This window comes from Brevibacillus brevis (genome assembly GCF_031583145.1).
Lineage (GTDB): Bacteria > Bacillota > Bacilli > Brevibacillales > Brevibacillaceae > Brevibacillus > Brevibacillus brevis_E.
This window is the reverse complement of the sequence record NZ_CP134050.1, coordinates 2,405,174-2,417,295: the sequence shown is the minus strand read 5'-3', so window position 1 is coordinate 2,417,295 and position 12,122 is coordinate 2,405,174. Positions and strand designations below refer to the sequence as shown.

Here is a 12,122-nt window from a genome sequence, read left to right as displayed (position 1 = left end):
CAATATTTTAAAAACAAACTTTTCAAGCCTCCGTATAAGCAAAAAAAGCTACTTCCGTATGCGGACGGAGGTAGCCAGTTGTACTTGTCTGAACAAGGCTATGAGGACGCCTTTCTGGAAGAAATGGTCAAGGAAGCCGGTATCCGCCAACCCTCTTGCATCATGAAGCTACTTCTGCACGATCTGAATAAGGTTGCCGCATGTATCGTCGAAGACCGCAATTGTGACGTCGCCCATTTTTGTCGGTTCCATCGTAAACTTTACTCCTTTTTCCAGTAATCGATGGTACTCGTTTCGAATATCCGCAACGCCAAACATGGTTGCTGGGATCCCCTCGGCAAATATCTTTTGTTGATACTCCTTTGCGGCAGGATGGTTATTGGGTTCGAGCAAAAGCTCGGTACCCTCCTGATCATCGGGAGAGACAAGTGTAATCCACCTATATTCTCCGACGGGGACGTCTTCTTTTTTTACAAACCCCAGCTTTTCTGAGTAAAACTCCAGTGCCTTGTCTTGATCTTGTACGAATAAACTGGTCACAATGATTTCATCCTGGTTTTTCCTCCTTCGTCTCTTGTCATCTTCCCCAGTTACCCTCCCATCCTTGTAGTTTGAACCATTCGAGAGATAGAAACCGATTTTCAAACAAAAAAAGGGCAGCCGCATCACGGCTGCCTTCTCTATGTTTTCCCTTCCTTTACGTAAGATTGCGATATTCTTCATCGGTTACGGGTTCTAGCCAGTCTGTTTGCCCCGGTGTAAGTGCTAGATGAACAAACCAACTGTCCTTCGTTGCTCCATGCCAATGCTTTACATGAGCCGGGATATTTACCACATCGCCTGTTTTTAGTAATTGAGCCGGTTGTCCTTCTTCTTGATACCATCCCTCGCCGCCGGTAACCAACAAGACCTGCCCAGCCTGATGAGAGTGCCAGTTATTGCGAGCTCCAGGAGCAAAGGTTACATTCCCGATCGCTGTATTCAGCGGCTTCGGATCCGTAAACACCATCTGCAAGTAAGCATCGCCCACAAAATATTGTTCTACTTTTTGGCCCAATGGGAAGATCGTGCTCTTGCACAAATGTTCGTTTTTCATTTATATCCTCCTTCATGATGAGTAGCCGACTTGAATGGGTGGACGAATAATCATCCCCCTTGGCTGCAGGCTCTATAGCGGTCGCTTCTCCAATGCCTCAAGAAGTCCCCGTAATCACACGACCACTTTATCTTGCAGAATAGACCAATTCAAAACATCCCTTCTTGCTTTTCGGGAATGATTTCATTGATGCAAGCCATTGCGTTCAGCGCTCTGGGAAAACCGATGTAGGGAAGACAGTGCGTGATGGCAGCGATCATGGTTTCCTTGGTATTTCCCACATGGAGATTGCCCTGTACATGAGCTTTCACTTGGCTTTCACAACCTCCCAACGAACTCACCATACACAGCGTGAGCAGCTCGCGCATTTTTAAAGCAAGACCACTACGGGTGTAAAAATCGCCAAAGCAGAAAGCGGAAAGATAGTCCTGGATATGCTTTTGATTAGAGGGAGCAGACGCCCGATTGTTGGCGATGACATCGCCAAAAATTTCAACCTGTACGGCAAGTCCCTTCTCATGACGATTTTCTTCTTCAACCTGCTTTTGACTTTCAATGGGCAGCGCTATATTCCTCGCTTCGAAAACCTCATTTGCCACGGCGATGGCGTTCAACGTTGTGGGGAATCCAAGGTATGGTGCGCATTGGTAAAGGGCCTCTTTGATCTCTACCGGTGTCAGCCCAACGTTCAGTGCAGCGTTCACGTGCGCTTTTAGCTGGGGCCATGACTGATTGGCGGTGAGCACGACCAAAGTGATCAGCTCACGCTCCATATGATGCAGCTGACCTTGGTAGAAAACTTCCCCGAAAATAAAGCGGCTCAGGATATCCTGAAAATCAGGGTCGGTCGCATACGCGGAAGGTACGCCATCACCAAATAGTTGTTTGTACGTTTCTTTGCTCCGCTCAACTCGATTCATACATACCTCCCTTTTTGGTTGCGGGTGTTTAATGAGTCTGCCCAAGAATGACAGCAATTGCGACTGTACAGCGGCGCTCCAACCTACTGTTCGCACGGGTGAAACATGTCGATTTTCCAGGTGCTTGCTATATCTTCCCACCGATCGTGGATCAATTCGCAATCAAGCCTGGATATGGTGTAAGCTTCCCTGTCTCCTGTCGGACAGCTTCTTGCTTCAAAGCTTTAGCAGGCTGATGGTCAAAGGGTATATCATTTCACACCCTATAAATAAATGACATTGATTGCTTAATCGTCATTTGTCTATAATTTAGTACAGATACAAGAGCCATACAATCGTTAATACAGCGCGAATTGTTGATTATTCAACAAATCCATTCATTTTGTAGATGATCTCATGGAAAGTTTGGTGACGGAACGATGGCGAAAGTGGACAGAAGAATTCTCAAATCTCAGGAAGCGATTAAAAAAGCGTTACTTGAACTCATGTCCGAAAAAAATCTGGATGACATTACCATTCAGGAAATTGCCGACAGGGCAAATGTGAACCGGGCAACCGTCTACCTTCACTACATGGATAAATTTGATCTGCTGGACAAGATCATCGAAGAACACATGAACAAACTCCGGGAACTTTGCCGCTCGGCATCTGATCTCACTTTTCAAGAAGGTAATTACGTGTGGTTCGACTACTTTGAGAAAAACTTTTTATTTTTCTCCACCATGTTAACCACGAAAAGTGCCGCTACTTTTCGTAGTCGGTTTCTTGAGTTAGTCGTCCAAGAGTATAAAGTGGAAGTGGATGTAACCAATGGGAAAAATCAAGGAATACGTGAGGATGTTCTTCTCCAATTTTTTGGGGCTGCTGTCGTAGGGGCGGTAGAATGGTGGATCTTGAATGGCATGCCTGTTCCATCTCGGTTGATGGCAGAACAAACGGGGAGGTTGTTAGACAGAAATCTGTAAGGAAAGATCTTTGTCTGTCCCCTAGGATTCAAGTTGGCGGCATCCCGCCGCCCTCTCTTTTTGTCTCTGCGGGCAGCTTTTATCATCTGGTGCGGCAATCGTGCCCTCTTTGCACGATCCTGCCCGGTACGTCAACAGGCTGACGGTGAACCCGTCAGCCTGAGTCGATTCCCTATATCCGGGCAAGCTTTTCCGGGTTTCGTACGGCGTACATTCGGCAAAGCTTGCCGCGTCGAAGCTGTACACATAAGGCGGCCACGGTTTCGTCCCCCGAACGGATGAGGATACCGGCCTCGCCGTTCAATGGGGCAATTTCAAAGCGAAATCTTCCCTGGTAAATGGTCGCTTTGAACCCGTCGAGCAGGACTCGGGCCACGTGATCGCGTGTTTGTACCGGATGTTTGAATGCAACTGCTTTTCCGCCACCGTCGGCCACGAACACGACATCCTCAGTCAACAAAGACATCACATCATCGACATTCCCTTGCTCGAGGGATGTGAGGAACCGGCTGACCCATTCCATTTCGACCGCTTCGGCAGCGACTGGCTCCTCCTCGGATATTCCCATCTTGCTTTTTGCGCGGCTCATCAGCTTGCGGCAATTTGCCTCTTGCTTGCCGAGCAGTTCGGCGATTTCGGAATAATCGAAACCCAGCGCCTCACGCAGGACGAAAACCGCCCGCTCTGTCGGCGATAGCCTTTCCAACAGAACGAGCATGGCGTAAGACAGCAGATCGTGACGGACGACTGTCGTCTCGAGCGTATCCGATTCAGGCGTCGGAATCGGTTCAGGGAGCCATGGACCGACGTACATTTCCCGCCTCTTCCGGGCCGACTTCTGCTGATTGAGGCAGTGATTGGTTACCATTTTGCACAAATACGCTTTTGGCTCCTCCAAACGTTCAGGATGTACGTCGCATGCCTTCATAAACACGTCCTGCACCGCATCCTCCGCGTCTGCCGCAGATCCTGTCAGCTGATAAGCCAGCGTGAACAGCAGCGCTTTATATTGAGCGTACAATTCCTCCATTCGCCGTCTCACCTTTTCCCGGTTGTTAAAAACATGGCCATTCCTGGTCTCTTTTCGCTATCGTAGCATGCTTCCTGCATCCCACGCCAGATTCCTGAATTTCCAGGCGGGCTTTCCCGTTATCATCATCGTAAGCCCCCATTTGCGTCCCCACACCAATCCGCGATTTTCACCCAGGCCGATGCAGAAAAAATCCAGCGGTACCGATTTGTGAACCGGTGCGGGGCGGCCCTCCAGATCGGCCATCACAATTTTCCCCAGCCGATCCGCCTGAAGTACACCATCTCCACACCTCATCAGATCCGCCTTGCCGGTCCTCGGATCGACGATTCTCGCGCAGTCCCCGATGCTGTATACGCCCGGCGCCCCCTGGACGCGATAGCATTCATCCACCAGCACCTGGCCTTCAGGAGTAAGAGGCAAGCCCATGCTGCGCAGGGCCGGGTTCGGTATCAGTCCAATCGTCCATACACAAAGGCCAACCGCCAGACTTTCGCTATTGGTGAGCGTCACCGCGCCTGCATCCTCCCGCATCGCCTTGCGATTGTGCAGCACTGTCACTCCACATTCTTTGAGCGTTATTTCCAGCTTCCGACTCACTTTCTCCGGAGCTTCCGGAAACAGCCGCTCCTGCGCATTCAGCAAATAGACGGAGATATCAGATGGATTCAGCCCGAGCGCGGAGGCTTCCTCCCGCATCGCGAGCGCCAGTTCGGCGGACGTCTCGATTCCGCTGATGCCCGCTCCCGCAACCACACCGGTCAACAAGCGCTTGCGTTCTTCAGGACTCGTTTCTCGTGCAGCCTTTTGCAGGTTGGCGAGCCAGCGCTCCCGGATATCCGCCGCGGCTTGGGGGTCGGTCAAGGCGATACCGCCCTGAGCGGGATCCGGCCGCCGAACGATGCTGCCGACCGCCACAACTAAAAGGTCATAATGAGCTCTGGCTTCATTTCCTTCCCCATCCGTATATCGAATCTGTTTTTCCGCGCTATCGATAGAAGTCACCGCACCTTGCACGAATTCGATTCCTTCTGAAGACCAACGCGTCCAGGGAACCACGATCTCTTCCCCGCTGACAGCCGGACGGAACAACAGCACTTTGCGCACATGACCAGGCTGCTTGTCGAACAGAACAAACCGAATCCGCCTTCCGTTTGCCATACCCCGAGTCTTATCTTTTATCGCTTTGAACGCATGAAGCCCTGCATGGCCGCCTCCGATGATGACGCATGTCAATTCGTTCATCCTTCCCTCAGCTCCTTTACGTTTTGCACATAGAACAACGCAAGGCTCCGATCTGTGACATCGGACACGAACGAATGTAAAACTTTTTGATCCAAAGCATTACTGTCGCACCAGAAAAAGGCGACAGAATCGCTTCGCTGCTGCTAGCAGGCTGCCGGGCATCTTCACAAAAAAAAAACGACCGCACAGGGCCGTTTTACTCTTCTCGTTTCATCACACTGTATTCATCTCGCACCATGGAGACGTCCCCGCCTTTCTGGGTAAGCTCCAGCTTGTGCAAAATATCCTGGAGCACAGTGGCAAAGGTCAATGTCAACACGCCGGTATTGACCGGTTCGCGAAAATAATGGCCGATCATTTCGTACCCTTGCCGTTTGTATTTTTCCGTCCCGTTTTCACCCAGCGCTTCGCACAGCTCCTTGATCAAATCGATCAATGCGGTTTCCGCACGCTCGTACACATCCGTCTCTGAAGTGGATACAGAATCCTTCCCATGATCGCTGTACATGACGTCCCTCCTCCTTCCCTCAGTAGGGTGGGACCAGACCATCCTCTTTATGCACTATCTTTCTCCATTTTAGAGGCCATCCCGGGGCGAATGCCTGTAAGCGCTTGAAAGATCACACGCTCGTACTGAGCGTCCGCGTCGGGGCGAGGCCTGCTGCAGATCGTACCGATCCACGCACCTAAAAAACCGAGAGGAATGGAAACCAATCCGGGATTGGTCAGCGGAAAAATGGGGGTGTGCAGAATCAGACCATGCTCCGGATCCATGACAGCCGGTCCGGTCACTACTAGCACGACAGACGAGATCAAGCCTGTCAGCACTCCGGCGATAGCGCCCTCGACTGTAAACCTGCGCCAGTACAACGTGCACAGGAGCAGGGGCAAGTTGGAAGAAGCTGCCACGGCAAAGGTCAACCCGACCAGGATGGCGACATTCATTTTTTCCGCGCCAATCGCCAGCCAGATCGAAATGAGGCCGACCGCAACCGAGGAAAACTTGGCGACGCGGACCTGCTCCCTTTCCGAAGCCATGCCCTTCCGGATCAGATGGCTGTACACGTCATGAGCAAAGGCGGACGAAGCAGAAAGCACAAGACCGGTGACCACAGCGAGTATCGTCGCAAAGGCGACCGCGGCGATGTATGCCATCAGAAACTCTCCGCCGAGCTCGTTGGCGAGAAGCGTCACCGTCAGGTTGCCCCCGAAGCCGACCCGCTGAAGCGCCTCATAGCCTACGAACGCGCTGGCTCCAAACCCGAGGAAAATCGTCATCAGGTAAAAGGCGCCGATGACCCAGGTGGCTGTGTAGATGGAATAGCGTGTCGTGACGGCATCTTTGACCGTAAACAAGCGGGAGATGATGTGCGGCAGGCCCGCCGTGCCCAAAATGAGCGCCAAATGCAAGGAAATCGTCTCCAGCGGCTCGTTCAAATGATTGCCGGGCTGCAAAAATTGCTCTTTGAGCGGAGTAATCATGCTTACATGCTCAAACATCGCGGAAGGATTCCAGTGAAAGCGGGAAAAAACGATCAGGCTGAGAATCAGCGTTCCGGTCAACAGCAAAATGGCCTTAATGATTTGCACCCAGGAGGTGGCCACCATCCCTCCGAACACCACGTAAAACGTCATCAAGCTCCCGACGACGAGAACTGCCTTGCTGTAATCCACCCCTAGCAGGTAATGAATCAGCGCTCCCGCTCCAACGAGCTGGGCCAGCATGTAAAAGATCGTGATCGACAGCGTGGTAAAAGCGACGACACCGCGCAGCCACAAGCTGCCGAACCGGACGGCGATGGCATCGGCGAGGGTGTACCGCCCCAGATTGTGAAGAGGCTCCGCGATGATGAACAAAATAATCAAGTAAGAGACAAAAAATCCAATCGCATACACAAACCCGTCAAACCCGTATAGCGCGATCGTCCCTGCGATCCCGAGAAAAGAAGCGGCGCTCATATAGTCCCCCGCGATGGCGATGCCGTTTTGGAGACCGGTCAGCCGATTCCCCGCCGCGTAAAATTCTCGCGTCGTACCCGTTTGCTTCGCGGCTGAATAGGTAATGGCCATGGTCCCAATGATCACGGCCAGAAAAAAGATGATGGTTGTCATCAGCATCACCTCCCCAAGTGAACGTCCCAGAAAGAAAAGAAGCCGGGGATGACCCCAGCCTCTTGGCACGAGCTTCCTAGCTTTCTTTTTTCTATGCAGGCTCTTGCATTCCTGTATTGGCCTTGACCAAAATTTCGTCGTATTTGTCATCGTTGCGCTGACTGGACAGCAAGGTGCCGACCCAGGCAGCCAGGAAGCCGAGCGGGATGGAAACGATCCCCGGGTTTGGCAGCGGGAAGAGCGCTTCTCCCACCAGGATCGCTTTTCCTGCTTCCGGATTCCAGACGTTCGGGCTCAAAGCAACCAGAATCAGGGCGCTGAACAGCCCGACCAGCATTCCTGTGATGGCCCCTGCCGTGTTGAAACGTCGCCAGAAGATGGTGAACAGGATGACGGGCAGGTTCGCGCTCGCCGCAACCGCGAAGGCCAACGACACGAGGAACGCCACATTCAGCTTTTGGGCAAACAGTGCGAGCAGGATGGAAATGATCGATACTCCGACAGAGGCCCATTTTGCCATCTGCATTTGCTTTTTCTCCGACGCCTTGCCGCCCTTGAGCACATGTCCGTAAAAGTCATGGGCAAACGCGGAGGCCGCCGTGAGCACCAAGCCCGCCACGACCGCGAGAATGGTGGCGAACGCCACTGCCGAGATGAATGCGAACAGGAAGTTTCCGCCGATGGATTGCGCGAGCAGCGGCGCACCCATATTCCCTGCCGGGTCCATGTTCGCTGCGCCTACGAAAGCAGCCGCCCCGAATCCGAGGAACACGGTCATGACGTAGAAGATCCCGATGATCCAGGTGGCGTACACCACCGATTTGCGAGCTGTCGTCGCATCCTTTACGGTGAAGAAGCGAATGAGGATGTGCGGCAGGCCTGCTGTTCCAAGCACCAGTGCCAGATTGAGAGAGATCGTGTCCAGGCCGATCTTGAACTTGTTTCCGGGATTCAGGAACTTTTCGCCCAACGGTGTCGCCGTCTGCAAGTGTTCGAACATTTTCATCAAGTTGAAATCGAATTTGGCGAAGACCATCACGGAGATGACGAACGTACCGACCATCAGCAGCACCGCTTTTACGATCTGCACCCACGATGTCGCCGTCATGCCTCCAAACACCACGTAAACGGTCATCAAGGCACCGACGATCAGGACGGAGGTCGTATAGTCGAGGCCGAGCAGCAGCTTGATCAGCGCACCCGCCCCTACCAGCTGGGCGATCATGTAAAAGATGGAGATCGCGATCGAGTTCAGGGCTGCCACCCCGCGGATCTTCTTGTTGTTGAACCGCGCCGCGATCATATCTGCCATCGTGTACTTCCCGAGGTTGCGCAGCGGCTCCGCGACCAGGTAGAGCACCACCAGATACGCCACCAGGAAACCGATGCTGTAGAAGAACCCGTCGAAACCGTTTAGCGCGATCATGCCAGCGATGCCCAGAAAAGAGGCAGCCGACATGTAATCGCCCGCAATCGCAAGCCCGTTTTGCCACCCTGTCAAACCGCCGCCAGCCGTGTAAAATTCGCTGGTCGTATTGGTTTTCTTCGACGCGTAGTACGTGATGACCAGCGTCAGTACGACGATCGCGAGGAAGAGCAAAAATGCGGTCACGTTCATGATTTTTTCCCTCCATTTTCCTGCTTGATCTTCTCAACCAGCACATCGAACTCCTTCGCGCGCTTGGTGTACAGGATGCAGAGGCCCCAGGTCATGATGAATTGCGCAAACCCGAACACCCATGCCCACGAGATGGCTCCAAAGGCCTTGGTGTTTAGGATCGTGAAGTAGGAGGTCAAGATCGGGAGCGAGAAGTAGAAGACGAAGAAAAAGATGGATGATGGCAAGATGAATGCTTTCTTCCGTCTCAACAATTCTTGAAAAGACTCAGACTGGATAATCGCCGCGTAGTTCCGGGACTTGCCCTGGTCCCCGCTCTTCTGTGCTGAAACCGAATTGCCCATTGGAATCTCCCCTCTTCCAAACAAAATTGTAAGCGCTTCCTATATTGTAGAAAATATGGCGCTTCCATGGCGGATTTCTGCGCAACATGTCGGGGATCGCGCGCCAACGGCAGCTTTTACACCGCCATTTGTCTGAAAAGTCGGATGGTTCGGCCCAAATCAGCCCACGCCGGAAGGTCACTCTTCCAGTTTCCGCAAGAGGTCTTTCGCCGCCGTCCGGGAGACGGGGATACGGATGCTCGGATCGCCTTTCAACACCAGGTTGTAGGCTCCATTGAACCAAGGGGTAAGCTCGCTGATGTACTGCAGATTCACCAGATAGCTTTTGTGCGTCCGAAAAAAGTCGTACGCCTGCAGCTTTTCCTCGAGCTGTGCGAGCGTCATCCGGGTCGTGTACGCCTCTGTCTGCGTATGGATTTGCACGAACCGCTCTTCCCGCACCGCGTACACGATCGTTGCCGGATCGATTACGACGAGCCGGTGGTTCTCCTCCACCAGCAGCTTGGAGCGCTTTGCCGGCGCGGTCTGGGTCTGCTCCCCCTTCGTCTTCGCCAGCCTCTCCCGCACACGCTGCAGCGTCTCCTGCAGCCTTTTCGGCTCAAATGGCTTGAGCAAATAATCGACCGCATACAGTTTGAAGGCGTCCACCGCGTATTCCTCGTACGCGGTGCAGAAGACGATGAGCGGCTGGTGCCTGCGCGCAGCGAGCATCCGTGCAGCCTGCGTGCCTTCCAGCTCAGGCATTTTCACGTCGAGAAATACCACGTCGGGTTCGTTTTGCTCCACCAGCTCCATCAATTCACGTCCGTTCGTGGCTGTGGCGATCAGCTCGACATCTCCTTCCTGCTGGAGCAAATAAATGAGCTCTTCCCGAGCGAGTCGTTCATCTTCCGCAATCATTATGCGAATGGTCATCAAGCACTCTCCTCTTTTGCAAGTGGGATGGAAAAGGTGATCAGGCAGCCGCCTTCAGCCTTGTTGGAAAAAATGAGCTGCGCATCCGGCCCGCACAGACTCACCAGACGCTGATTGACATTGTGGACTCCGATGCCGTTCCCCTCCCGGCTTCCCGTCGGAATGCGCCCCAAGATTTCCAGCAGTTCCGGGGAGACACCGCAGCCGTTGTCCTCCAGGCTGAACAGGACATGCTCCCGCTCCCGCCTCACGGTCAGGACGATCTCTCCCCCCGTCGGCCGATGTCTGAGACCGTGTTGAATACTGTTCTCCACAAGCGGCTGCAGCGTACCGGGGGGGATGAGCGCCTCCTCGACGCCATCGCCGATCTCGCAGCGCACTTTCAATTGCTCCGAAAACCGGATTTGGATAATTTCCAGGTAGGCGAACAAATGGTCCAGCTCCTGCCGTACGGAAACGACCGGCGTGGATGTCAGCTTGAGCGACAGACGCATGAAGTTTCCGAGCTGGACTGTCATGTGGCGGGCCAGGTGCGGGTCGATACGGATCAGGGTGACGATGGAATTCAGCGTGTTGAACAGGAAATGAGGATGAATCTGCGCTTGCAGCATCCGCAGCTCCGCATCCTTCATGAGGCCTTTCATCTTTTCCGTCAAGGTCAGGGTGAGCTGGTTGGATATCAGGTTGCTAAGACCCTTTGCCAGCGCTTCCTGCACTTTGCCGATCTGCTGCGGACGGCGGAAGTACAGCTTGATCAGTCCGACGACGCTGCCGCCCTCCCGGATCGGCACCAAAATCGCCGACTGCAGGATGCAGTTTTTCTGCCTGCACCCAAGCGCCTCGGGAGTCATTCCCTTTTCGATGACACCGCTAAACAATGCTCGCTTGTCCAGCTCGCCTTCGATGGCCTGTCCGGGCACATGATGCTCCGCTCCCGCTCCGACGTGGGCCAACAGCTGCTCGCGATCGGTAACCGCTACCGCAGCGGCCTTCACTTCCCGCTGCAAAAGCAGTGCCGCCGCCTGGGCGGTCTGAGGCGTGAGCCCCCTTTGCAAATGGGGCAGGATCCGTTCTGCGATGGTAAACGCCCGCTCTGCTTCCATCGCCGCGGAGCGCTCTTGTTCCTGCAGGGCGACGCGGATCATGGTCGTAAAAATGGCGATCGAGATGCTGTTGGTCAGGACCATCGGCACGCCGATCAGGTTGACGACACTGCGAACGAGCTCCGGCGGCCCCGCTATGATCAGGATGAGCGACATCTGCAGGACGGGCGCGAACATCCCGATGAACATCGCCTTGGAAGGAGAAATGACCCTCTCTTGGGAAAAAAAGCGCGCGACATATCCGGCAAGAAGACCGGTCAGCGGAATCGAAAGGCCGACCGCGGCCGCGGCGAACCCGCCCATCCCGTACACATGGGCTCCGGCAATCATCCCTGCCCCCAGCCCGACAAGCGGACCGCCGAGCAGTCCGCCGATGACGACTCCCACGAGCGTCGAATTGGCGATCACTTCGCCCGGAGCGAGCGAAAAGATCCAAAATGTCGGCGAATAGGTGTCTTCGTTTACCACTACACCGGCGTACGTCCCGGCGATGCCGAACAAACCGAACATCAAGGAATACGAGATGGAAGTCCCCGCATGGATTTCCCTGTCCAAAAGCTGGCGGAACAGCGGAATACGGGTGAGGATAAAGGCCAGCGTCAGCAATATCCCCATTCTTTCGATAAGCAGCAACGTGAGATTGTCCACTGCATCCTCCACCTCCGTAGAAATCTTCTATAATTTCAGCCTTCACTTCCGATTTCCCTGCTGGACACGCAATCAAACTGGGCGTCTCGCATACGCTGTGTGTGCAATGCTTCAGGGAAAGGGTGA

The 12,122-nt window shown here is 53.8% G+C and carries 12 protein-coding genes; 1 reads left to right on the top strand and 11 read right to left on the bottom strand.

Annotated features, from left to right (window positions below; genetic code table 11):
* Nucleotides 1-168: 168 nt before the first annotated feature.
* From RGB73_RS12035 to RGB73_RS12025, 3 genes are all read right to left on the bottom strand, one after another.
* On the bottom strand, nucleotides 169-546 hold the full coding sequence (locus RGB73_RS12035; RefSeq protein WP_310774254.1) for a VOC family protein: 378 nt from the start codon (nucleotides 544-546) through the stop codon (nucleotides 169-171).
* 151 nt (nucleotides 547-697) lie between these two features.
* Nucleotides 698-1,096, bottom strand: coding sequence for a cupin domain-containing protein (locus RGB73_RS12030; protein WP_310772280.1), 399 nt, complete (start codon nucleotides 1,094-1,096; stop codon nucleotides 698-700).
* Nucleotides 1,097-1,245: 149 nt separating this feature from the next.
* Nucleotides 1,246-2,016, bottom strand: coding sequence for a carboxymuconolactone decarboxylase family protein (locus tag RGB73_RS12025; RefSeq protein WP_310772277.1), 771 nt, complete (start codon nucleotides 2,014-2,016; stop codon nucleotides 1,246-1,248).
* Between the two features lie 419 nt (nucleotides 2,017-2,435).
* Between RGB73_RS12025 and RGB73_RS12020 the strand changes: the two genes are divergently transcribed.
* Nucleotides 2,436-2,981, top strand: a complete 546-nt coding sequence (locus RGB73_RS12020) for a TetR/AcrR family transcriptional regulator (protein WP_310772274.1) — start codon at nucleotides 2,436-2,438, stop codon at nucleotides 2,979-2,981.
* 172 nt (nucleotides 2,982-3,153) lie between these two features.
* On the opposite strand, the gene sigJ is transcribed toward RGB73_RS12020, so the two are convergent.
* The 8 genes from sigJ to RGB73_RS11980 all read right to left on the bottom strand — a co-directional run bounded on the left by sigJ (nucleotide 3,154) and on the right by RGB73_RS11980 (nucleotide 11,996).
* Nucleotides 3,154-4,011: an RNA polymerase sigma factor SigJ gene (sigJ, locus tag RGB73_RS12015; RefSeq protein ID WP_310772272.1), complete on the bottom strand. Its 858-nt coding sequence runs from the start codon at nucleotides 4,009-4,011 to the stop codon at nucleotides 3,154-3,156.
* Between the two features lie 57 nt (nucleotides 4,012-4,068).
* On the bottom strand, nucleotides 4,069-5,256 hold the full coding sequence (locus tag RGB73_RS12010) for an NAD(P)/FAD-dependent oxidoreductase (RefSeq protein WP_310772269.1): 1,188 nt from the start codon (nucleotides 5,254-5,256) through the stop codon (nucleotides 4,069-4,071).
* 196 nt (nucleotides 5,257-5,452) lie between these two features.
* Nucleotides 5,453-5,764 carry a hypothetical protein gene (locus tag RGB73_RS12005; protein WP_310772266.1) on the bottom strand — a complete coding sequence of 104 codons (312 nt, stop codon included), beginning with the start codon at nucleotides 5,762-5,764 and terminating at the stop codon, nucleotides 5,453-5,455.
* 47 nt (nucleotides 5,765-5,811) lie between these two features.
* Nucleotides 5,812-7,374, bottom strand: a complete 1,563-nt coding sequence (locus RGB73_RS12000) for a solute symporter family protein (protein WP_310772263.1) — start codon at nucleotides 7,372-7,374, stop codon at nucleotides 5,812-5,814.
* A gap of 85 nt (nucleotides 7,375-7,459) precedes the next feature.
* A complete protein-coding gene (locus RGB73_RS11995) occupies nucleotides 7,460-8,986 on the bottom strand; it encodes a solute symporter family protein (protein ID WP_310772262.1) in 1,527 nt (508 codons plus the stop codon).
* Nucleotides 8,983-9,330, bottom strand: coding sequence for a DUF485 domain-containing protein (locus tag RGB73_RS11990; RefSeq protein WP_310772259.1), 348 nt, complete (start codon nucleotides 9,328-9,330; stop codon nucleotides 8,983-8,985). The genes RGB73_RS11995 and RGB73_RS11990 overlap by 4 nt, the downstream gene beginning before the upstream one ends.
* Nucleotides 9,331-9,507: 177 nt before the next feature.
* On the bottom strand, nucleotides 9,508-10,245 hold the full coding sequence (locus RGB73_RS11985) for a LytR/AlgR family response regulator transcription factor (RefSeq protein WP_310772257.1): 738 nt from the start codon (nucleotides 10,243-10,245) through the stop codon (nucleotides 9,508-9,510).
* Nucleotides 10,245-11,996, bottom strand: coding sequence for a LytS/YhcK type 5TM receptor domain-containing protein (locus RGB73_RS11980; RefSeq protein WP_310772255.1), 1,752 nt, complete (start codon nucleotides 11,994-11,996; stop codon nucleotides 10,245-10,247). The genes RGB73_RS11985 and RGB73_RS11980 overlap by 1 nt, the downstream gene beginning before the upstream one ends.
* Nucleotides 11,997-12,122 lie beyond the last annotated feature (126 nt).